The following is a 21,588-nucleotide window of genomic DNA, read 5'->3' as shown; positions in this document are numbered from 1 at the left end:
GCAAGTTTTCTCACGGTTTATTTCCTGTCAGCCGCATCGCCAGAGCGCCTATTCTGTGTCTGCTTATCCAGAGCAGCCCCGAAAGCGCCACTGCATAGCCCAGATACTGCATAGCCATCAGAGCGCTGCCGGCGGCGGTGGGGTGGAAGTTGAAGAGGGAGTAACCCGCATCCACGGTTGGCTCCACACGAAAAATCAGGTATTCCACAGTCGAGAACAAATTAGTCCGCTGCATATTATAGAGGACTGCGGCAGCCGCCAGAACTAAGCCGATGATTGCAGCCGCCTTGAACAGCAGAGACTTTGCTTTGCTTGCAGACAAGTTATACAGTACCATACCCTTTGACACGAGCCCCGCCACCAGAAGCGCAAAGAAAGGAAGCGCCTGATAATCATATTTAATTGCATTCATGTAGGGGGCATGAAGGTCCAGAGTTGTACCCAGAAACGTGTTAACGCCGATTACGCTGGCAATTAAAGCTAGGCATACGGCATCAAAAACCAGGTAGCGACGCAGCACCCCCCGCCACGCCAAACTAAAAAAGACCGAGAGCAAAGCGGCGTCGATGAATAGCCAACCTAGCCCGTAGCTTACCAGAAAGTTAGGGACAAAAAAGTATGAGGGCACCAAATCCACGCTCTGCGTGAAGAAGTCGGAATGCAGAAAAATCGAGGTTAACCCCGTTTTAGCGATTAAGTTATACCAGATAAAAGAGAAGGCAAGCACAGGCAAAGAAAACGCCGCTAGCCAACCCGCCATGCGTCCTATGCCTCCGCGGCGCCAATACAGAAACGCCGCTATCAACGGTATAATGACGAAAACGGCGTAGAGTTTGGTGTTGAAGGCCACGGCGAAGATGACTCCGCTGGCTGCGAAAAGCCAAAAAGAGCCTCGGCGGACGGCAACGGTGGCTACGGCTAGGCTGAGGAGACTAAAGAAGAGGCAGGGGACATCGATGAGGAAGCTACGGGAAAGCACAAGGTGCCAGGGGCTGAAGGCGAAGAGCAGCGAGGCGAAAAAGCCCATTGTGGGGTTGTAGAGGATTTTGCCGATGAAGTAAACCAGAGCCACGCAGCCTAAACCAAACAGCGTCACCAAAGCGGCGCCGTTGCCAAAAGACGCGCCGACCAAGTCGAAGAAGGCAGCTTGGATGTAGAAGCCAACTGGCGGCTGATCCATCAGGTACATGCCGTTGGCGTAGGGCATGCCGTATTGGCGTACCCCCGCTACGGCGTCGTATTCCCAGGAGGTGTCGCCGTTATGGTAGGGCCCCGTGGAGAAGGCAACCAAAAGGTAGCCGACGCAGATGCATATGAGCGGATAATACGTGGTTAGCAGCGCCTTCAGGGATGATCGGCTGTAAGTGTGTCTGCTCAGATATCTTTTGGAAACTTGCGGGGACACGACGTTTGTGGTCAAAAGTCTCTATTGTTTAGGCAGCGCTTGGGGGTTTAAATTTTTGCATTATCCAGCCTGCTAACCTATAATTCGCCCGACATAGGGCAGCTTTTTCAGCGGAACAATTATGGCTAAGCAAATCAGCAGGGTCAACGCCGTCACCAGGGGAATCTCGATAACTGGGTTTAGGGTGGTGACGCTAAGCTGGAACCCCAAATAGCCCCTCTGAAGCGTCTCCAGAACCATGATGTGGAGGAGGTAAATCGGCAGGGTGTTTGCGCTGATGACTGCCAAGACGCGGCTGGCGTTGGGATAGCGTGTTTGGAGGGCTACGTTGGAGGTGGAGGCTAAGATGCCAAACAGCGACACGGAAGCCACGATTACGCTGAAGCTGGTGGCGCCTAGGAAAAACTGGCTGTAGCTCTCGCCTAGGGCGCCCACCAGAAAATAGGTGGCAACAATCGTCCAAAGTGTGCTTAACGTGAACATCGCTGCTAAAACCCAGATGCGCAGCTTAAGTTTACTCCAGAAAGCACCTAAAATAAAGTAGCCCACTAATCCTGTTAAGAGGAAGACGCTTTCTCCAAACCACGTGGCCGCCGGACTGATGTCTGCTATTAGGGTTAGAAGCGGAATCACCGCGGTCCCCACGATCCAGAGCAGAAAGAAGTACCGGATAACTTTCCAGCTGGCGTATGCGACGAATACGCGGACCAAGGGTGTGATTAGGTACAGCCCGATTAGGATGTAGATGAACCAGAAATGAACGTAGGGTCCAGCTAGGAGACCCTGCACAAAGGAAGTGGGCGTTAAGGCTTCTCCGCGGACAAGAAAGTCCCAGATAAAATAGAGCCCTGCCCAAAACAGCACTGGTATGCCGATGCGGTTCCAGCGTTTCTTGAAGAATGCCCCCAGGGGCTCATTGGTTTTGCTGGGCTGCAGCAGAAGCGCACCGGTCAGCATGATGAAGAGGGGAACGCAGACTCTTGCGATGGAATTGTAGATGTCTGAGGTCCACCAGAGCGCTACACCCTCCGGTGACATCTGGCTGAGTGCAGGGTTGGGTTCGATGGCGGCATGGAGTAAGATAACTAGAACTATGGCGACGGTTCGTATCAGGTCTACCGGAAGAGAGGTCCCCGAGCTCTCAGGATCCATATCGGTCCCTTAACATAACTAGCTAAGTCTGATATGTCCCCTCTACGTTTATAACACTTTCAGTCTAGGAACAGGGTAGCTTAGTATGGATAATCAGTTATGGCGTCGCAGATTGTCGAGGCGATAAGAGCCGCGCCGTCATCGTTGGGATGCACACCGTCAGCGAAGAACTCGGAGTGATTACCGAATGCTTCATACATGTCAACCGTGGGCAGATTCATCTGGGCAGCCAAAACCGAAACCCGCGGATTCACGTTCGTGACGAGGTTGGTGTTGTTGTATGCGTCGCCTTCGCTGGTGAAAATCGGCGGTGACTTCACAATTATCACCTTGGGGCTGCTGGGCAAGGACTGAAAGGATTGGATCAACCGTGTGTAGTCTTCCTCTAAACTCTGGTCGCTGCCGGTTAATTCGCGGTTAGCATCGTTGGTGCCCAGCATAATCAACACTATGTCTGGGTTAAAAGCAACAGCACGGCTAAACTGGAACTGGTTGATGTAGGGCAAACGGGAACAGCCACAGATTGCTGAGCCGGACACGCCGAAATTACCTACCAAATAGTCTTTTCCGAGGAGCGTTTGAAGTTTGGTGGTGTATCCACTTCGCTCAGTGATGCTGTCGCCGACGCATGCCACACGCAAGTTATCAGGGGACAAGTCGTTAAGGGCGAAGCCGAGGATGCTTACTCCGGAAAATAGCAAAACGAACACCAAGAGCAGCACTAAAGGTTTTTTCTTTTCTAAGTCCATGCTGATGTACCAGTTACCTTCCCAGCGTAACGGTGCACTGCTAATTTTAGCTTGCGGTGCAACGGGCAGATGCCACTTGGATTAATATATAAAAAATAGTAATTGATGCGGAAACGACTGAAATTCTGCGGGGCGACGGCGGCCGCCTGTTGGGGGATTGCTTAAAATATGCAGCTTTTTTTCTACTCATATTCAATTTTTGAGTATTAATGATATTCAATGGAAACATAAACAGCGAAGCATAATTTATAATAAGCATGGGTGCTTGAGTCACCGACGGAGGAAACCATACGGTCGTATTAGTTGCCGCGGTTGGCTGTAGTGGCTCGGGGAAAACAACTCTATTAGAATACTTGATTTCGCATTTTTCAGGCCAAGGCTGCGTCGTCGGCGCCGTGAAGCACATTCATCACGAAAACTTCTCGATGGATAAAGAAGGCTCCAACACATGGCGTTATGCACAGGCGGGCTCTGAATTCGTCGTAGCTATTTCACCCCACGAAATAGACGTCATCAGAAAAACGCGGCGGGAACTTAGGGATTTAGATAACATCTTGGGGATACTGGAGAGGGAAAAACTCGACATCATCTTCATCGAGGGCTTCCATAGCTTAATCGCTAAACGCAGAGACGTCCTAAAAATCGTAACCGCGAAGGACACAGCGGAGCTGGAAAGAACCCTCCAGAGAACCGTGCCGCCGATTCTAGCTGCCTCGGGAATGGTTGCGCAGACATCAAGCGAAGGCTGCTTTGAAGGTATCCCACTGATTAAGGTTCCCCAGGAAGGCATGAAATTAATTGGGCTCATTGAAGCAGAGCTGGAAAAGCAGCAGCAAACCACTTAGAGCAGAATTCTCTGGGGGCAAGTGTAAACGTTCATGCGTTTACCCCGCACAAACCCCACGACGCAAACGTTGGCTTTCTCCGCTGAGGCGACGCCTGAGTTAAGCACCGCCGCCACCGACGCCAAAATAGGCAACCCCACCTTAGCCGCCTTAAAAATCATGTCGCCAGGCACCCTGCCCGTGATAACCAAGAAGCATCCGCCACAGTCAAGGCGTTTAAGTAATGCTTCACCGATGACTTTGTCGACGGTGTTGTGTCTGCCCACATCCTCGGAGAATGCAACCATTGTGCCGTCGGCTGTAAAGATGCCGCTGTCATGCAAGCCGCCGGTTTCCCGGAACCCAGTGGCTTTCTGGTTCATCTGCGCTACAGCATCCAAAATAACCTGGGCTTTAACGGTTAAATCCGAGTTTACCACCGCGAGTTTGTGGTCTTTCTGGTAAGCTGCGGTGCTGGCTTTCAGAAGCGGCACGATGCGGGCTCCCCGACGGCGGTTCTCCATGCGCTCGTCTATGTTGATGTCAGCTTTGAATTGCACATGGCAGACGTTTTGTGTTTGGTCGGATGTTATGGATTCTAACTCGTCTATTGAATGCAGAATATCTTCGGCGTAGAGGTGCCCAACGGCAAGTTCCTTATACTGGCTGGGCGAGCACCAGATAATGAAGGTATAAGCATCGTTTATGATGATTTTCAACGGAACCTCCTCGGCGACCCAGTCACGCATCGCTGTGGCTGCTCCCGCGGATAAGTCAAGCCGTGTCATGTCAACCTGCCGCATAACATCACCTGTGCCCTTGAGGTTTGAATCCTTAGGAGTTGATAAGTGATTCGGCAGAACACCTAAGACTTAAACATGCAAGTAAACAAAAGGGAAAGCAGGGGGTTAACCCTTGTTTTAGAGGTATTTCTCGTAGAACTTCATGGCTGTGTTCGCGGCTTTGTTGGCGAAGATTTTGCCTGTGCCATGCTCGCTGAGGTCGCCTAAAAACACGTAGAAGGGACCTGGCACGTTGGTTGCGTCGTCGACTTTGACTTTGGGTTTAACGCTGTCGATGGTGAAAGAGGGCAGTACTTCGAGTTTGCCGCCGACCACGATTTTTCCGCCGCTCATGCATGCGCCTGTTCGGACATCCGCGTCTTTCTCAACGTAGATTGCGCCGTCAGACATGTGGTAGCCGAGGAATCTGCCTGCGGAGCCTTTGATTTTTATGATGCCGCCTTTAAGGTAGCAGCCCACATCGGTGCCGACGTTGCCGTCAACGATGATTAAGCCGCCCTTCATGCCTGCATCGTTGCCTCTGGATGGCGAAGCAAGGTAGTCTCCGCCGTCACCGTGGATTTCGATGGAGCCTTTTTTCATTTCGCTGCCTGTCCAGCCGCCTGCGCTGCCGTTAACTGTGATTTTGCCGCCCGCCATCATTTCGCCCGTGTGCATGCCGATGTTGCCGCTGCAGAGGATTTCGCCTGTTTTCATGCGTTGACCGATGCGTTTGACTTTGCTGAAGTCGCCGTTTAAGGTGATGTTTGGGGAGGCTTGAGGTGACTCTTCGACTTTGAAGAGGTCGCCGACTGTGAGGTTTCGGTTGCCTTCGGTGAGGGGGAGCTTGGCGATTTCCGCGGGTGTTTTGCCTGCAAAGTTGTCGGGTGTAATGCAGGGGGCTTGGATGGGAACGTCGAATGCTTTGAGGGGTGTTAGGGTTATCATGTCTAAACACTTGCCTTTATGGTTAATTTGTCTGGAACCTTAACGTAATGGTCCGTGACGGGGTAGTTTTCGTACTCGATAGTCCAGTACTCTTTGAATTTGCGTTTCATGTCATCATCGATTCTGCAGGGGTCTTTGGTTTGGACATCAAGCCAAATGGTTTTACCCGGCACAGTGCTGTCGACGACTTGGCCTGCTTTAGCGACGATTACGCCGTCTTTGAGGGTGTAGGCTGCGTCGGTGAGGGCTTTGCGTGCGGTTCGGAATTTCTTTGCGATATCTAAGGTTTCAGGGTTAATATTAAAGACCGCTACGTCCGCGTCTGCGCCTACGCCGAGGTGACCCTTGTTAGGTAAGCCCAAGGCTTTTGCTGTGCCAGCGCGGGTCATGATGGCGATCTCGTAGAGAGACATCTCCCGATCTATGGAGGGAAGCAGGCTCTTTTTGCGGGCGCTCTTGTGGCACTTTGCCAGGGTGGCTTCGCGGGCTTTTTTGCTGTATAGCCAAGCCAGCACTTTGGGGTAATCGTAGAAGGGTCCGCCGTTGGGGTGGTCGGTGGTCATGAAGATTTTCCAGGGGTCCTTTATGAGGAGAGCAATTTCTAAGCCTATGCTCCACTGTAGCGCGTTAACGGGGCTTTTCTTCTTGTAGTGGAAGGGAATGATGCCGCCGCTGCTTTCGGTTTCCACGTCGCTGTTAACCCACTTGTTGTGTCCGCCGAGTTCGTAGAGGCTGAATTCGAAGGGTCCGTCAGCTGTCATGGTGGTGGTGTCGGCGAAGGTTACTTGACCCATATCTAGAGTCATATGGGTGTGGCCGTTCATGTACCGGGCGATTTCTTCCGCGCCAGACTTGAATTTACCCCAGTTTTCCCCTTTAAACGCGGCGAATTGAACATGGGTAATATGGGCAACTGGTTTGCCGTCGGTTGAGAGGTCCTCCAGCGCCGCCATGGTGTCAAGGGTGGTTTGGTAGTTGCCGGGGACTCCGAGGTTGTTAGTGTGCAGGTGAATGGTGTGGGGCAGGTTGAGTTTCTTGTTGACTTTAACTAAGCCACGCATGATCTCTCGGGGCGTGATACAGAAGTTTGGCACCTGATCGTCGATGCTGTGCACGTTGCGGCCAAAACCCCAGGATTCCAATCCGCCGGGGTTAACGACTTTGATGGCGTATCCCCTTGAGGCATGCATAAGCCAAGCTACGAGGCGGGCGCATTCGTCGATGTCGCCTTTAGCGAGGTTCTCCAGAACAAACCACCAGTCACCCATCAGAACATAGGTAGCTTTGTCCATCAATGGAATATCGTTTAGTTCTTCGTGGCAGTGTTTGGCTTTAAGCGGGGCGATGGAGCCGTTAAAGACCGAGGTGTAACCCATGGTGCTGTAGCGGTAGCCGGTGACGAAGGTGGAGGGAATAGAGTAACCTGTGCCCGCGCGGGTGATGGCGGTTTTTGCCACGACATCTTTGTAGTGGTCTTCGGGGCGAATCATTCGGCCCATGTTAACTTCTGCACCGGCTACGTGACTGTGGATATCTACGCCGCCAGCCATAACCGTCATGCCTGATGCATCGATTACTTTGGCTTTGCCGCTGACTTTCGAGACGATTTTGCCGTCTTTGATGGCTATATCCATCTTTTCACAGTTAATTTTCTGCAGAGGATCGACGACGAAGCCGTTTTTGATTAAAACCTCAGTCATTAAGCCGCCACCTTCTTTTTCACTGCTTTTCTAGGTTTAACCGGAGCCTTGCAGACCATCGGCGCCTCAGTTGCCTCTTTATGCGCAACCTTCACTTCGGCCTGTTCAACCATTTCGCCACGTTTAACTTTGATGGCGCGGACCTCTTCAAGTATGCGGTTTAGGAGTTGCTCGTCGGTTAACACGCCCTTGGGTGGCTCAACCACTTTCTTGAGCGTTATGGGAACCGAGTCCATGCGGTAAGCGGTGCCTTCGTATTCGATGCCGCACCACTGCGTCGGAAACACCACGTCGCCTAGCCTGCTAATCGCGTTCCAGTCGGGGTTTATGGTGATGAGTGGATGCTTCATCATGTTCTGTATGGCGACTTTGGGGAAGTGGGCGCCGGGGTCAGCGGAGATAACCATCGTTGCGTCGTTGTCGCCGTGTTTTAGCAGGTCCATGGCGGTGTTTTCGCCGGGGTTATACTGGGGGTAGCCCTGTGAGAAGTCGATTGCGTAGGGGTAACCGGTTTGCCAAGCAAACACAGTGTTGGCGCCTGTAACGTTGAAGTGGCCACGCATCGGAGAGATGATGAATTTGGTTTTGCGGTTAAGGTCACGTGCGAGGGCAATGGCGATTTCGATGTTTCGGAATCTGCCCAGGCTCTGAGTCATGCCTAAACCGAAGTAGATGACGCCGAATTCGCAGCCCATCATGGCGTCTGCGACGTCACGCAGGTAATCAACGGGTATGCCGCCGACTTTGTCAACGTCGATTTCTTGGTCCTGAACAAGACATCGCAGGGCTTCGATGACGTCGTAGTCGCGGTTGGGTTCAATCTGCAGGAAGTAGTCAGCTGCCTCCGAAGTCATGGTTCTGCGGACATCCACCACGATTAGTTTGCGTCCATGCTTCTGCAGGGTCTGTGGAGGCGGACCATTGAAGCATACGGCGGGGCGGATAGGCGGTTCAGTGCGGGCGATCCGTTTGGAGGCAACCTCCATTTTTTTGCGGCTTGCACCGGCCTTCATTTTCTGCATGAAGTCCTTCCATTCGCTTCCTTCGAAGCGTCCGTCAGTGAAAGCTGTGTATCGCTCTACATGGCGGGGGTGGCTAGCCCAGGGGTTGCATGCCCAGTAAACAATCAAGTCTGCGCGGTGCCTGATTTGGCCCAGAGTAGCAGCGGGTATACCGATTTCTTGGGTGGCCATAACGGAGGGGCCATGGCAGACGCTGCAGCAGTTATCCAACGCTGAACCGAGTTCCTCAGCTAATTCAACGCCGATGCGTTGTGCTTCGCCGACTGTGCTGCTCCAGCCGAACAGCAGCGGATACTTGGCGTCGGTTAGGATTTGAGCGGCTTTCTTGATGGCTTCATCCATCGAGACGGGTACGAGTTCCCCGTTTTTGCGGATGTGGGGTTTTAGGATGCGTTCTTCGCTTTTGTAGCCATGCACCATTTTGGCTTCGCAGACGGAGCATCCGTTCTTCATTTTGACGATTTCGTTGTTCTCCACGGTGACTTCTAAGTCGTCGCAGAGGCAACCGCAGATGGGACAAACGACATTTTCATGTACTTTACTCATTAGTTATTCCCTTCTTTCCGAATTGTTTGAGTAAAAGCTCATCTAAGGTCAAGACCGCTTCGTTGGGCGCTGGTTCCACTTCAACGGGGAATCCTTTGAAGAGGGGCATACCCATGCTGTAGGTGTCGTCGCCGGTTACTGCGTTAGCCCAAAGGCCACAGGGCATGAAAACCATGTTAGTCATCGTGTTGGGGAACTTTTTGGCTTTAACAACCACCGAGCCGAATTTGGAGGTCACTCGAACTTTTGCTCCGCCCTTCAAGCCGAGCTTGACGATGTCGGCTTTGTCTAGAAAACATACTGCGGCGCTATCGTAGTATTCTTTTGAGCCCTTGCCCAGTTCCTTTCCTACACCCTGATCGATAGTTCTTCCAGTAATGAGGGTTGCCCGTATTTTTTGCTCCACCATGGTCTACGACCTTATCCAATAGAAATTTATTCAGTTATATTTAAGAGTAAGTTCAAAATAACCGAGTTTTTCCCCATAAACTCAATAGATTACAGGGAAATACCGCATTCCTCAGCCACCGCTCATCTGCGTGGCAACTGTTAAGGGGCTACTTTGTTTTGCCCTGCTCAGCGCTAAACGTGGCGTTGTAGGTTCGCTTGTGGGTTTTGGGGCTTTCGCTGCAAACCACGTCCCCCGTGAAGCGCACGCCTCTTAGCCGCCGCAGGTCCTTGGACATGTCGGGTTCGTCGTTGTCAAACCAGCACATCACGTAGTGGTCAGCTTTGCCCTCAACGGAGGACAGATAATCTGTGTCGCCCATGAGCGTGAAGAAGTCGTCGATGGCGCCGGCGAATTTGGGGTTCTCACCCGCCGAGAGGGTTATTTGGCGTGCCATAATCACCACGAAGGGGTCGGATTCGGGGTTGACGTTGCGTTCCCTGAAAATACAAATTACCGGTTTTTTCCATGTGGACTGCGACAAAGAGATTCCTCAATTAACCATGCCCTATGCGGTTATATAAATTTTGCAACCCGCATCTGCGCCGTTGCCCTCTGCCGCCGCCTCCCTCCCCTTATTTAAAGGCGCCAGAACATGCTTGCGCCATGGCTCTGTTTTGACCGCTAAAGTTAAAGCCAACCCAACAAATAACAATAACCGCGTCCACCGATGCATGGGGCTTTCGGCTAGCTTGGTCCAGGCTTGTAGCCTCGGGCGCTATAGACCCCGGTTCAAATCCGGGAAGCCCCACCATTCATTTTCGGTTATCCTGTAAGAGGATCGTGCTTTTTTGAATGGAATTTTTAATCTATTTTTTGCGGAAGTTGAGCTGTTGAACCAGAAGATAGCGCTTGTTGGTGCGGAAGGGATTTATTCTAGTGTTACTTTTTTTTGAAAAAGTATTACTAGAAAGGAGATAAAAAGAAAAAATGAAAAAAAATGTACTTTACCTAACCGTCATTCTTTTGATAGCCATAACATTTGGAAGTAGCTACGCGCTATTTGCAGCGCTAAACTCAACAGTAAATGCCCACTCGGAAGGGTTAACAGTAGTGGATGCTGCTGGAAGAGTTGTAGAAATACCCCAAACACCCAAACGCACAATCGCATTGCAGCCTGGAATGGCCGAAATCCTATGTGCAATAGGATGCGGAGACACCATAGTAGGGAAAGATTTCACAGCAGTACATTATACCCCTGAAGTCTGGAAAGTAATAGGAAATTTACCCGATGTGGGTTACATGTGGGAAGTTAACATAGAGCAAATAGTCGCTTTAAAACCCGATATAATTTTTACACTCCCGCTGTTCCCTGAAGTAACACAATCCATCGAAGAAAAAGGAATAACCATCGTAACCCTCGACACAAAGACCCTCTATGACATTACCAAAAACATTCAACAGATTGGCTTAATCATGGATAAAACAGACAAGGCAAACCAGCTTGCTTCAGATCTTGAAACACAATTCAACGAGGTCAAATCGTTAACAGAAAACCTCAGTTCAGACGAACGCCCAACAGTCTATTTTGAAAGTTCACTGCAAGGAGAAATGGTAAGCGTAGGCCAGGAAGCAATGCAGAATCAAATGATTTCTTGGGCAGGCGGCATAAACATTTACGGTGATAGCGCGATTCGTTTCCCAGTTGTTAGCGCAGAATATGTACTTGACAAAAATCCTGATGTCATAATCCTCGACGCCCTAAACAAAGAAGAATACGGAACAACGGTCGAAACAATAAAAGAGCGACCCGGCTGGAGCAACATAAACGCAGTAAAGAACGACCGTATCTATGTAATCGAATTCTACAAATACGGTTGGGGCCCCTCGGTAGCAGACGGTGTAGATGCCTTCGCTAAATGGTGTCATCCTGAACTCTTCGGGGTTTAATCCGACTTGCAGGCTAACCCTAAACTGCCCTACAAGCGCCGAATTAAAGGCGCATTTTTTCCTTTATATCCCCTAGAACCATTCACTTCCTCACCTATTCAACAAACAAAAAAAACCTCTTGCATTGACAAACTACTTGAAACCAAAAACCAATTTCCAGAAAACCCATCTGCAATATACATTCACATACCCTTTTGTGATTCTTTCTGTTCATTTTGCGCTATCCCAAAAATTTTCAAACTTGACAAACATATTGAAGCTTACCTGACAGCATTAACAAACGAGTTAACTGAATACGCGAAGTCTCCCTATATTTGTTCAACCAAATTTGGTGCACTTTACATTGGGGGAGGTACACCGACAGTTCTGAATGAAAAGCAATTATGCAATTTAGTGATCCACTCAAAGGGCATTTTCGATCTTTTACCAAACGCAGAAATAACCCTTGAAGGATGCACGCATAATTATGATGAAAAAAAGCTTAATTCTACCAAAAATGCCGGAGTTAACAGAATTAGTTTTGGTGTTCAAACATTCAACGATTCAATTCGGCGCCTGCTAAATCTAACCGATACAAAAAAACAAGTTATTTCAAGGATAAACTCTGCCCATCAAATCGGTTTCACGAACATCGACATAGATTTAATGTATAATCTACCCGGTCAAACAGTTGAGGACTTTGGGGAAGATGTTCAAACAGCTATAGATTTAGAAATTGAAAGCATCAGCTTCTTTGCACTTCACATTGAACCTCATACTCGCCTACAAACGCAAATTCAATCCGGTAACCTAAGTGTGGGCAAACCTGCGATGGAGGTGGCAATGTATCAAAAGGCCGTCGAATTACTAACCAAAGCAGGATACATTCAAGAATCAATAATTGCCAAGTTTACCCGACCCACAGCTAAATGCATCTACGAGCAACTGCGAGTAAGCCCTATGGATTGTCTTGCTTTGGGGGTTTCGAGCAATGGAAATCTAGGCAACTTGGTTTACCGCAATACGGGTGAAACCCACACTTACATGGAAATGATAAAGGGAAACAAACGTCCCATTACTGAAGTAGTGGAGTTGTCTCCGCAAGAAGAGATACGGAGGTACCTATCTAGAGGGTTTGCCTTACAGAAGATCGATAAAAGGGATTTTCAACAGAGATTCGGTGTTTCTCCGGAACAGGCATTACCTAAAGTTTTCAACCGATTACTGAACAAGAAATTGATTGCTGTTAACAACGATACAATAGAGTTAACTGATCTTGGCTCGGAATGGGGACAAAATGTATGCGTTGAGTTCTGTTCAGAAAAATGGAAACATAGCTTACTGAGGTTTAACAATGACTCTTAATGGTAGACAGAAATATCTGAATACACGTCATAAGCAATCAGCAACAATAATCCTTTTATGCATAATTTTGTTCGTGGTGATAATCGGGACAATCGGTATAGGAATTGCTGATGTGTCCATCGATAGCGCCGCAAAAATCGTTTTGAGCAAAATTCCCGGTATCTCAAACTTAATAGAGCCGAATTGGACACCAACTCAAGAAGCCATAATTCTAACTGTCCGGTTGCCCAGGATACTGCTGGGTGTAGCGGTCGGTTTTGCGTTAGCTGCTGCAGGCTGCATCCTTCAGGGTTTATTCAGAAATCCAATAGCGGGACCCTACTTTTTGGGGATATCGTCTGGCGCATCTTTTGGCGCTGCAATGGCAATTGTATTGAACATTGTTGTGTTTGGAACTTTTACGTTAACTATTATGGCTTTTCTTTTTGCGTTACTAACTACTCTTCTGGTTTACGTGATTTCTCGGAAAAAAGGAAAATTGAGCATCAACACGGTACTGCTTGTGGGCATGGCGATTAACCTGTTTTTTGCATCCCTTGTCTCCTTGCTGATGTATATAGCAGATGAACAGTTGCGCGCAATAGTTTTTTGGACAATTGGCGGGTTATGGTCTGCAACATGGACCGACTTTTATACAATCTTGCCAATGGTTGCCATAGGATTCGTTGTGGCAATGATTTTTAGTTTTGATCTCAACGTTTTTCTAAGCGGGGAAGAACAGGCGCTGAGTTTAGGCATAAACGTTTCAAATGTAACCAAAATACTGCTGTTCACCGCTTCGTTAATTACCGCTGCAGCGGTTTCTGTAAGTGGCTGTATAGGGTTTGTAGGTTTAGTAGGACCACATATTACACGCAGACTAGTTGGACCTGACAATAGGGTTTTGTTGCCTGCATCAGGGTTATGCGGCGCAATTCTGATTGTGTTAGCAGATACATTAGCCCGAACAATAACCTACCCTGTAGAAGTGCCCGTAGGAGTAATAATGGGCCTTGTGGGCGCACCCTTCTTCGTCTCAATAATACTTCAAAAAGACAGAAAGGTGGCTTAAAAATTGAAGCTAAGCGTAAAAAATGTGGCTTTCACTTATGAAAGTAGCGAAATCCTCCAAGATGTGACGTTCGACGTAACAGAAGGCAACTTGTTTGGGATACTTGGACCTAACGGTTCAGGAAAAAGCACGTTGCTCAAATGCATCGATCTTTTGCTTAAACCAAAAAAGGGATCAATTCTTCTCAATGAAGCGAATCTTTTCTTAAGTGATAGGCGAGAAATTGCAAAGCAGATTGGTCTTGTGCCCCAGAAAGAAAACTCGCTCTACCCATTTAGTGTATTTGAAACTATACTGATGGGGCGAACCCCATACATTGAAAGGTTAGGCGGAGAAACCTCGACGGATTTGAAAGCGGTAGAAGAAGCAATGCAGCAGATGGGCATAGAGCACTTATCAGAAAGACCAGTGACTGAATTAAGCGGGGGCGAGATGCAACGTGTAATCATCGCGCGTGCACTTACTCAAGAACCGCAAATTCTTCTTCTTGATGAACCTACATTGCACTTAGATGTCAATCATCAATTGGACCTGCTGTCGTTGATTCAAAAGTTGACCCGCGAAAAAAAACTGATCACCGTGTTGGTTACGCATGAACTTAATTTCGCTTCAAGATATTGCGATAAATTGCTTCTATTGCACTGTGGCAAAATCTATGCGGCAGGCACCCCAAAAGAGGTCTTGACGCCTGAGAATATTTTACAGGTTTTTAAAGTAAAAACAGAAATCGAATATAACAAGTCTGCAAACTATCATAATATTATTCTTCTTTCATCGACCACACACTGAGTGACAGCACTATGCAGCGTCTGCCTAACGATTGAGGTTTAACATGTAGACCCCGGTTCAAATCCGGGAAGCCCCACCACTTTCGCATAGGCTTGGTCTGCATGTAACATTGAAAACCTTGTTGATTGTCGGAATATTTTAATTATGGTTAATCCATCGATATTATGGTGAAAACATTGGAATCTGGTGTTGAAGTCAAAAAACTGGATCAACAAGGCCGAATCATCCTACCCGCTGACTGGCGCGAATCCGAAGTTAACGAAACCAAAGAAGTCTACGTTGTAAAACGAAAAGGCTGCCTAAAACTGATTCCCAAACGCAAAGTTAACTTAACCGAGTTCTTCGACAAAGCAGACTTAGGCGTCGATTCCATTGGCAACTGGACAGAGTTTGAAAAGAAAAACGCTGGCAGACACCCATGAGGTTCCTAGACGCCAACATCTTTGTCTACGCCTACTATAAGGCCAAAAAGCCGCTTAGCCAAAAAGAACAAGCCATGAAAGAACAGGCCCAAAACATAATTCGCTCTGTCTCTGAGGGCAAAGAAGAAATCACAACCACCGTCGTTCAACTGTCCGAAGTTGTAAACATCCTAAAACATGGTATGCCCAAAGACTCTTTGACACGGGTAATTCTGGGACTCTTCATGCTTGACAACGTCAAAATCGTGGATGTAACACGCGACGGCTATTTTGCTGCTGTCGAGTTAAGTGAGGATTACAGTTTTGACCCCAACGACGCGTTAGCCTTGGATGTGATGCGCCAAAACGGTATTGCGGAAGTTTACTCCTTTGACGATCACTTTAGCAAGATAGAGGGAATAAAAAGATTACCAGTGGTATAAGCTAAGGTTTGTCGGCCATGGAATTGACCGCATTCAAATCCGGGAAGCCCCACCAAACCTGCCTGCGAGGGCTTTTTTGCTTAAGACTTTAATATCATAAGCGTCTAAGCTGTATGGGGGTAACCCTTTGCTGTTTAAACATAAAGAACAACCCCAAGAGAAACTCCAAGTCGACCCAGGAGACCTAAAAGAAGAAGCAGATAATCTATCTAAATTTCTACAAACCCGCCTAAAAACCGAGGTCCACCAAGAAAAAGGCAAACTCATTGTGGCGCAAACTGAGGAGGCGTCTCTTTCGGAGCTTCATCACGCCGTCAAGAAGTACATTTACCACCGCGACTTAAACCTCACCCACTATGTTTCGATTGAAGCATCAACCGTGAAGATTAACCGCTTCAAAAGCCACGAGAAGAAGAAGGAGAAAAGCAAAAAGGAGCAGCCTACAAAGTCCCTTACCCAAACCTGGGGGCTCTAAGAGGCCCTCAGTAAGTTTCAAAGTTTTTGCTGGACAGCTGCAGCGTCGCCAGCAGTATCGCTATGGAACCGGCGATTAAAACTAGGCCCAGCACGTTTTGGAAGCTCGAAAACCATTCAACTATGACTTCGACCATAGCATTCTCCGCAGTTTATAGCGCCTCGGCGGGGTATAAGTGATTGTTACATACCCTCGCCGCCCACAAAGAGGCAGTGAAGCGCAAGTTTCTGCAGGTATCGCGGATTTTAGCCTAAGCCAGGCCCTGAAGGCATCGTAGAGGAGAACATAAACATGACCTCGACTATCTTATGAAATAGGAAGTTCAGATGAAAACTCAAATCCAGACAGTCGATGAATACATCGCTTTCTTTCCAGAGAAAACACAAGTTCCCCTGCGGCAGATACGCCAGACCATCCGAAAGGCCGCACCCGAAGCGGAGGAAACCATCAGCTACCAGATGCCCGCTTACCGCCAAAACGGCATCCTCGTCTACTTCGCCGCCTTCAAGAGTCACATCGGCTTTTTCCCCACCCCAGAGGGCGTAGAAGCCTTCAAAGAGAAGCTGCAGGCATACAAAACCAGCAAAGGAGCCATCCGCTTCCCCCTCTCTGAGCCGCTGCCGCTGGAGCTGATAGGGGAAATCGTGCGGTTCCGCGTCAAGCAGAACCTCAAAGTGAATATTTAAACTGCAATTAAAGCCGCCGCCAATTCAGTCTGGAGTTGCTGCTTGTGCGGCAGAGAAACCACTACTGTGGTGCCTTTTCCCAGGGTGCTCTCAACCGTGATTGCGCCGCCATGCGCCTCCACCACCCGCTTGCAGATTGCTAAACTCATCCCCATCCCCTTGGCTTTGGTGGTGAACAGAGGCGTGAAAAGTTTAGGTATTACATTCTGGGGGATGCCTATGCCTGAATCGGTGAAGGATAATTTGATGCTTGCGCCCTCTTGTCGGCTCAAAATCCGGATGGTTCCCTCCTCGGGGATAGCGTGGATGGCGTTCTGTATGATTCGGGCCACCGTATCCTCGATTTTTGCCTCATCAACCCGAAGGGCGGTGTCGTCGGCTGCTTGGTTTTGGATGGTTATGCGCTGTGGGACTTCAAGCTTAGCCAGCGCCTTAGCTACAATATAGCAGGGAGTAGTCTCGCCTAAGGAAAGATGCAGTTCACTTGAGTAATCAATCAGGCTGGTTACTATGCGGTTTGAATCCTCAACAGCTACCTCAATTATCTTCAAAATTTCTTCCCGTTGCTCAGCCGAGATGGAATTCCCCTTTTTCTTGACATAGTAAACCCCGTTTTTTATGCCTGCAAGCGGGTTACGCAGGTCATGCCCAAGCTGCCCCGCCAACTCGCCAATCGAAGCCAAACGCTGAGCTTTAACCAGTTGCTGCTCAATTTTTTTGCGTTCAGTTATGTCGATGAAGTTCTCGATAAGCAACAAGCCTATGGGGGAATCAAGTTTAACCACGTTTTTCAGGATCTGAATTTTTTCTCCGTTCGCTCTCGTGAGGGTTCTCTCTTGGCTCTCCATGGTTAAGCCGAGGTCTGTGATGGGGCATCTTCCTTTTTCGGTGGGGCAGAGGAAATTGTGGCAGACCTTGCCAACTGCCTCTTCCCGCTGGGTCCCCAGCATCCTAAGAGCAGCATTGTTTAGATCGATAACCATGTGGCTTTCAGCGTCTATTATGACGATGGCAGAGAGCATAGAATTAAGTATGGTTTCAAGGTAGCTTTTTGTGGTTGCCAACTCCTCCTCAGCAATCTTGCGTTCGGTTATATCGTGGATAACAAAAGTTAACCCCAGAGGCCGCCCCTTTTTGTTTTCCACCATAGATCCCGAAACAAGTGCATGGCGTCTTGCCCCCTGTTTGGTTCGGATCTGCATCTCCCGGTTTCGGATAATCCTTTCCATTTCTAGGGAATCCAATAGTCGATTGCATTGCTCTTGGTTTTCACCGCAGAGCTTGCTGATTGGTTCACCGATTAACTCATCTTTATTGTACCCTGAAAACTCAGTCAGCCTCTCGTTTACCTTTATCATGTTCGTATTCATATCTGACAGGATAAGCGGGTCAGGGATCGTGGCGAAGAGGTTTTCTGCAGCTAGGGCTGCGTCAATGGTGAAAAGGTCGTATTTTGCCACTGCATAACCGACGAATATGCTGAAAAATAAAGTTGAGAATACCCCAAGGTTGGGTACGCCGATGTCTAAAAGGCGCGCCAACATGTTAGTGACGATGAACGCTATAATGGGGATGCTTAAGCCTATAGTCACAAATTTGCCCCGCTGCCGCTGCGTGTACTCTTTGGCATTGCGATAATACCTAAAGCAGAGGGCAAACGCCAAAAGCGGCAACCCAGCAGACCAAACCGTCGATACTCCGCAAACCCATGTTCCACCGGCTTGGTCGTTGAATCCCCAGTATTCCAGCGTTGGAGCCGTGTTAATGTATGTGGTGAATAGGTCAACTAAGAAGAAAGCGGCGGCGGGACCGTAGAGGATGAGGTAGCGGCTCTTGTTTTTGAGCCATCCGCTGCCCGTGAACACCAAAGCGAAGTGGAGCACAAGTGCAATAAAAAACGGCCATAAAGTCCCCAGTTTATGCCATACAAGCGCTGTGTAGGCGTCGGGTGACATCCACATTATCACAGTTGTAAAGGAGTAGAGAAATCCAAGCAGAGCCGTCATGAAGAAGATACGGTTTAAGCGGTTGCTGAGGTTTAGGTGGAGGACAAAGAAGGCGAGGCCTAAACTTATTATGGCTGAGAGTAACGAAATTAACGAAAAAACAATTATTGACACGTAAGTGCCCCCCTCGATGCAATTCCAGTTATGCCCATGACCCACCGTTTTGGATATGCCATACCCGTGTTGAATCAGGTGCAAATTCGTTTTAAACTGTATTATCTTTCAATCCATATTTTTGCACCAGAAGCCGCCGGGTTTACAAGCTAACCAGGGCAAAATAAGCAACCATCAATGCATTGAAGATGAACAGCGAAAAGATGCACACTGCGCTAAAGGCATCTGGTTTGTTGGCTTTAATTCCAACATAATATCCCATAGCCGCCGCGGCCAAGGGCACAGCTGCAAGAGCCGCAGCCACCCAAAACCAAAGCTGCACGTCCCCCAGCAGGTAGCCGCAGAAGAGCAGCCACAGAAACGCGCCGGCGGCAGCAGCTAAAACCGCAAGGTAAACCACGCGTATGCCTCTTCGGGCGCCTAGGCTGCGTCTATGGTTTTTTCGGTCAACCTCTATATCGGGGGCTTCAAGGCTTAGGGCAAGCATGAATCCGTAGAGCACAAAGGGCAGCGCAAAGAGCCAGAACAGCCCATCCAGTTGTCCCCGCGTCGCAAGGTAACCGGTGGCGGGTATGGCAAACCCCGCCGCTAGGGCAATCGCGGCTTCACCTAACCCCCTGCAGACCAGCCTAAGCGGCGTGGCAGAGTAAAACCAGCCCAACAAATTCGCGGCAACCACGATAAGCAGCAGCTCCGCGGAGGCTACTTTAAAGGCGTAGGCGAGGGCAGCCAGCAGGATTGAGGCGGCAAGCAGAACCAGGGCTATTTGGCGTGCTTGACGCAGCAGGCTGGGATGTTTGACGAGGATTCGTTTTCCCATGAAAAACTTTTTTGATTCGACCGCTCTGTCCTGTTCGACGTCGAAGTAGTCGTTGCTGTAATGCGTCGATAAATCCCCCAGAAGCACCATCAAGTAGAAGAGCACCGCCACATAGGGGTTGAAGCTTCCTCCGCCTGCAAGCCCCAAAAGCGCCCCTAACGTGAAGGCTAAAGCTCCGCCCGCCACGATATGTAGCCGAATAACCCTAAGCAGGTTTAAAGCTGCATTTTGGCTCATACAATTATCTTCTCATCGCTATTCTATGGCGCATAAGCTTATTTATTTAAATGGCCGAAATAAAACAAGCGTGGAAGTATGAGCGAAAAAATCAGGGCTTACGTGGATTTGCTGCGGCTCCACTTCTTTTTCGTTTGGCCAGTGCTCTTCTCAGCGGGGCTCTTTGTGGGCTTCACCTTTAATGGCGGTTTTAGCTGGACGCTGATTCTGCAGGCGGTTCTGATTGCCTTCTTAGGCTTCGAAGCCGGGCTGGTCCTCAACGACATCGTAGACGCTAACCTTGACAAGAAAGAGTTGCCTGAGGATAAGCGGTTAACTAAGTATTGGCGTCCCTTCGGCGAGCGCCCGCTGGCTCAAGGATTGATTTCGCCCCGCAACGCCGCGTTGCTCTTCTTTGTGCTCGTCGCCGCCACCATAGCCGTCATAGTCACCTTGCCCTATCCGCATAGCCTCTACGTGTTTGCCCTGATGGCAGCTTGTTATGGACTGGAGGTTTTCTATCAGGTAAAGAAGCGAAACGAGCAGTTCCCCTTTGCGCAGCTGCTTGGACGCGTGGATTTTGCGCTTTTCCTCGTCGCAGGCTACCTGGTCGTAGGCACCCCCGACGTCTATGCGCTGGCGCTGTTCCTCTTCTTCTATCCGCTGGCGCTGGCTCATCTGGGAGTTAACGACCTCGTCGACGTAGCCAACGATAAAGCCAAAGGCATGAATACGCCGCCTACCCTCTACGGCATGAACGCGACTGCCTACTGGGTTTTAGGCTTCACCGTGGTCCACTTTGCCTTCGCGGTGGTTTTCCTCTACTTTTTGGGCAGTTATCTTGCAGTCGGCGGGTTTGCAATAAGTTTCGGTTTGCTTACGGTGGCTAACATTTTGGTTTTAAGGGGCAAGGACGCTGCGTCTGCTCTTAAAGCGTTGCCGATGCTGCATCTTTCCATGCTGATCTACGCTATAACCATAATTGCAAGCTTCGCCCTGCCCTTGCCCTTCTAAGGAGGCCCAGAGCCCAGGGATACCTAAAAGACGCCCATCAGCTTAGTTAATAGGATACCTACCGAGATAGCCGCCACCAAAAACACCAGTTTGCCCTTCGGCACTCCGCCGCCTGATTTCTCTTCTTCCTCAAACTCGTACTCGCGGATCTCTTTGGTGGAGGAGTTAATCTGCACCTTCGCCATTTTCCGCTGCATCGACATCTCCACCACGTAGACTTCGCCGTCTAGTGAGACCTTCATCGGCAGCCATGTTCCCTTGTAGCCTAGGCGCTTGAGGAAGTCCGCTGTCAAAGCGGTCGCATTCTCCGCGTCGAAGCGTGAAATTTCTGGTGAAACCTCAGGGGCACTCAGGGACATGAATCTTCACTCAGAATTGATGCTTAAATGCTTATTAGGGGTTATGAAGCCAAAAAATAGATTACCAGTATACAATCCTAAAAACGCAAGAGAGCAGACGCTCGATTAAAGGGGAAGGTTACTGATCAGGCAACTCATCGGGCAGCGGCGTTGGCGCGGGTTCACTGGGTAAGCCGGGGACGGTGCCGTTTATGATTGAGGTTTGATTCAGGAGGCTATCCTGAAGGGTGTTTAACAGATCCATCTGGGCGGTGTCAGCGGATATTGACTGCTGCATCAACTCCACCGAGTAGGTGACCGTAACACATGACAATACAACTGCTGAAGTTACTAAAAGTAGCGCGGCTACACTTGATTGCAAAAAAATTCCTCCTTCTTTCTCGAGACATCATATAGCCGGGAAT

Annotated in this window: 23 protein-coding genes, 1 tRNA gene and 1 pseudogene; 11 read left to right on the top strand and 14 right to left on the bottom strand. The window is 49.2% G+C overall.

The window, feature by feature from the left end; translation table 11 throughout:
• Nucleotides 1-10 precede the first annotated feature (10 nt).
• The 3 genes from NWE93_02315 to NWE93_02305 all read right to left on the bottom strand — a co-directional run bounded on the left by NWE93_02315 (nt 11) and on the right by NWE93_02305 (nt 3,306).
• The gene (locus NWE93_02315) at nt 11-1,420 is read right to left on the bottom strand and encodes a glycosyltransferase family 39 protein (GenBank protein ID MCW3999055.1); all 1,410 of its coding nucleotides are present in this window, start codon (nt 1,418-1,420) and stop codon (nt 11-13) included.
• Nucleotides 1,421-1,477: 57 nt separating this feature from the next.
• Nucleotides 1,478-2,557 carry an acyltransferase family protein gene (locus NWE93_02310; GenBank protein ID MCW3999054.1) on the bottom strand — a complete coding sequence of 360 codons (1,080 nt, stop codon included), beginning with the start codon at nt 2,555-2,557 and terminating at the stop codon, nt 1,478-1,480.
• An 80-nt stretch (nt 2,558-2,637) separates the two neighbouring features.
• Nucleotides 2,638-3,306: a GDSL-type esterase/lipase family protein gene (locus NWE93_02305; protein ID MCW3999053.1), complete on the bottom strand. Its 669-nt coding sequence runs from the start codon at nt 3,304-3,306 to the stop codon at nt 2,638-2,640.
• Nucleotides 3,307-3,620: 314 nt separating this feature from the next.
• On the opposite strand from NWE93_02305, the pseudogene mobB reads away from it, so the two are divergent.
• Nucleotides 3,621-4,151, top strand: a pseudogene (mobB, locus tag NWE93_02300) (molybdopterin-guanine dinucleotide biosynthesis protein B).
• Here the strand turns inward: mobB and fdhD are convergent.
• From fdhD to NWE93_02270, 6 genes are all read right to left on the bottom strand, one after another.
• Entirely contained in the window at nt 4,148-4,933 is a 786-nt protein-coding gene (fdhD, locus tag NWE93_02295) for a formate dehydrogenase accessory sulfurtransferase FdhD (protein ID MCW3999052.1), read from the bottom strand. The pseudogene mobB and the gene fdhD overlap by 4 nt on opposite strands.
• 117 nt (nt 4,934-5,050) lie before the next feature.
• A complete protein-coding gene (locus NWE93_02290; protein ID MCW3999051.1) occupies nt 5,051-5,860 on the bottom strand; it encodes a formylmethanofuran dehydrogenase subunit C in 810 nt (269 codons plus the stop codon).
• Between the two features lie 2 nt (nt 5,861-5,862).
• Nucleotides 5,863-7,560 carry a formylmethanofuran dehydrogenase subunit A gene (locus tag NWE93_02285; GenBank protein MCW3999050.1) on the bottom strand — a complete coding sequence of 566 codons (1,698 nt, stop codon included), beginning with the start codon at nt 7,558-7,560 and terminating at the stop codon, nt 5,863-5,865.
• Nucleotides 7,560-9,128, bottom strand: a complete 1,569-nt coding sequence (locus NWE93_02280) for a formylmethanofuran dehydrogenase subunit B (protein ID MCW3999049.1) — start codon at nt 9,126-9,128, stop codon at nt 7,560-7,562. Before NWE93_02280 ends, NWE93_02285 begins: the two co-directional genes overlap by 1 nt.
• Complete coding sequence (locus tag NWE93_02275; protein ID MCW3999048.1) at nt 9,121-9,537, bottom strand: molybdopterin dinucleotide-binding protein; 417 nt, start codon at nt 9,535-9,537, stop codon at nt 9,121-9,123. Before NWE93_02275 ends, NWE93_02280 begins: the two co-directional genes overlap by 8 nt.
• A 148-nt stretch (nt 9,538-9,685) precedes the next feature.
• On the bottom strand, nt 9,686-10,060 hold the full coding sequence (locus NWE93_02270) for a hypothetical protein (protein ID MCW3999047.1): 375 nt from the start codon (nt 10,058-10,060) through the stop codon (nt 9,686-9,688).
• 192 nt (nt 10,061-10,252) lie between these two features.
• Here NWE93_02270 and NWE93_02265 point away from each other — a divergent pair.
• From NWE93_02265 to NWE93_02230, 8 genes are all read left to right on the top strand, one after another.
• Nucleotides 10,253-10,330: transfer RNA gene (locus NWE93_02265), tRNA-Pro, on the top strand.
• A gap of 176 nt (nt 10,331-10,506) precedes the next feature.
• Nucleotides 10,507-11,466: an ABC transporter substrate-binding protein gene (locus tag NWE93_02260; protein MCW3999046.1), complete on the top strand. Its 960-nt coding sequence runs from the start codon at nt 10,507-10,509 to the stop codon at nt 11,464-11,466.
• A gap of 6 nt (nt 11,467-11,472) precedes the next feature.
• A complete protein-coding gene (locus tag NWE93_02255; GenBank protein MCW3999045.1) occupies nt 11,473-12,810 on the top strand; it encodes a coproporphyrinogen III oxidase family protein in 1,338 nt (445 codons plus the stop codon).
• Entirely contained in the window at nt 12,800-13,861 is a 1,062-nt protein-coding gene (locus NWE93_02250; GenBank protein ID MCW3999044.1) for an iron chelate uptake ABC transporter family permease subunit, read from the top strand. The genes NWE93_02255 and NWE93_02250 overlap by 11 nt, the downstream gene beginning before the upstream one ends.
• Before the next feature lie 3 nt (nt 13,862-13,864).
• Nucleotides 13,865-14,650, top strand: a complete 786-nt coding sequence (locus tag NWE93_02245; GenBank protein MCW3999043.1) for an ABC transporter ATP-binding protein — start codon at nt 13,865-13,867, stop codon at nt 14,648-14,650.
• Nucleotides 14,651-14,826: 176 nt separating this feature from the next.
• Nucleotides 14,827-15,072: an MraZ N-terminal domain containing protein gene (locus NWE93_02240; protein MCW3999042.1), complete on the top strand. Its 246-nt coding sequence runs from the start codon at nt 14,827-14,829 to the stop codon at nt 15,070-15,072.
• Nucleotides 15,069-15,494 carry a type II toxin-antitoxin system VapC family toxin gene (locus NWE93_02235; GenBank protein ID MCW3999041.1) on the top strand — a complete coding sequence of 142 codons (426 nt, stop codon included), beginning with the start codon at nt 15,069-15,071 and terminating at the stop codon, nt 15,492-15,494. Before NWE93_02240 ends, NWE93_02235 begins: the two co-directional genes overlap by 4 nt.
• Before the next feature lie 127 nt (nt 15,495-15,621).
• Nucleotides 15,622-15,969 carry a hypothetical protein gene (locus tag NWE93_02230; GenBank protein MCW3999040.1) on the top strand — a complete coding sequence of 116 codons (348 nt, stop codon included), beginning with the start codon at nt 15,622-15,624 and terminating at the stop codon, nt 15,967-15,969.
• A gap of 7 nt (nt 15,970-15,976) precedes the next feature.
• Here the strand turns inward: NWE93_02230 and NWE93_02225 are convergent, their stop codons facing one another.
• Nucleotides 15,977-16,105 carry a hypothetical protein gene (locus tag NWE93_02225; protein ID MCW3999039.1) on the bottom strand — a complete coding sequence of 43 codons (129 nt, stop codon included), beginning with the start codon at nt 16,103-16,105 and terminating at the stop codon, nt 15,977-15,979.
• A gap of 190 nt (nt 16,106-16,295) precedes the next feature.
• Here NWE93_02225 and NWE93_02220 point away from each other — a divergent pair, with 190 nt between their 5' ends.
• Entirely contained in the window at nt 16,296-16,655 is a 360-nt protein-coding gene (locus NWE93_02220; GenBank protein ID MCW3999038.1) for a DUF1801 domain-containing protein, read from the top strand.
• On the opposite strand, the gene NWE93_02215 is transcribed toward NWE93_02220, so the two are convergent.
• The gene (locus tag NWE93_02215; GenBank protein ID MCW3999037.1) at nt 16,652-18,775 is read right to left on the bottom strand and encodes a PAS domain S-box protein; all 2,124 of its coding nucleotides are present in this window, start codon (nt 18,773-18,775) and stop codon (nt 16,652-16,654) included. The genes NWE93_02220 and NWE93_02215 overlap by 4 nt on opposite strands.
• 142 nt (nt 18,776-18,917) lie before the next feature.
• A complete protein-coding gene (locus tag NWE93_02210) occupies nt 18,918-19,832 on the bottom strand; it encodes a prenyltransferase (protein ID MCW3999036.1) in 915 nt (304 codons plus the stop codon).
• A 78-nt stretch (nt 19,833-19,910) separates the two neighbouring features.
• Between NWE93_02210 and NWE93_02205 the strand changes: the two genes are divergently transcribed.
• Complete coding sequence (locus NWE93_02205; GenBank protein MCW3999035.1) at nt 19,911-20,825, top strand: UbiA family prenyltransferase; 915 nt, start codon at nt 19,911-19,913, stop codon at nt 20,823-20,825.
• A 23-nt stretch (nt 20,826-20,848) separates the two neighbouring features.
• Here the strand turns inward: NWE93_02205 and NWE93_02200 are convergent, their stop codons facing one another.
• Together NWE93_02200 and NWE93_02195 are read right to left on the bottom strand one after the other, a co-directional pair.
• The gene (locus tag NWE93_02200; protein MCW3999034.1) at nt 20,849-21,184 is read right to left on the bottom strand and encodes a hypothetical protein; all 336 of its coding nucleotides are present in this window, start codon (nt 21,182-21,184) and stop codon (nt 20,849-20,851) included.
• A 118-nt stretch (nt 21,185-21,302) separates the two neighbouring features.
• Nucleotides 21,303-21,545 (bottom strand): hypothetical protein, encoded by a 243-nt coding sequence (locus NWE93_02195; protein ID MCW3999033.1) that lies wholly within the window; start codon nt 21,543-21,545, stop codon nt 21,303-21,305.
• Nucleotides 21,546-21,588 lie beyond the last annotated feature (43 nt).

Source organism: Candidatus Bathyarchaeota archaeon (genome assembly GCA_026014735.1).
GTDB lineage: Archaea > Thermoproteota > Bathyarchaeia > Bathyarchaeales > Bathycorpusculaceae > Bathycorpusculum.
This window is presented reverse-complemented; position numbering and strand designations above follow the sequence as displayed.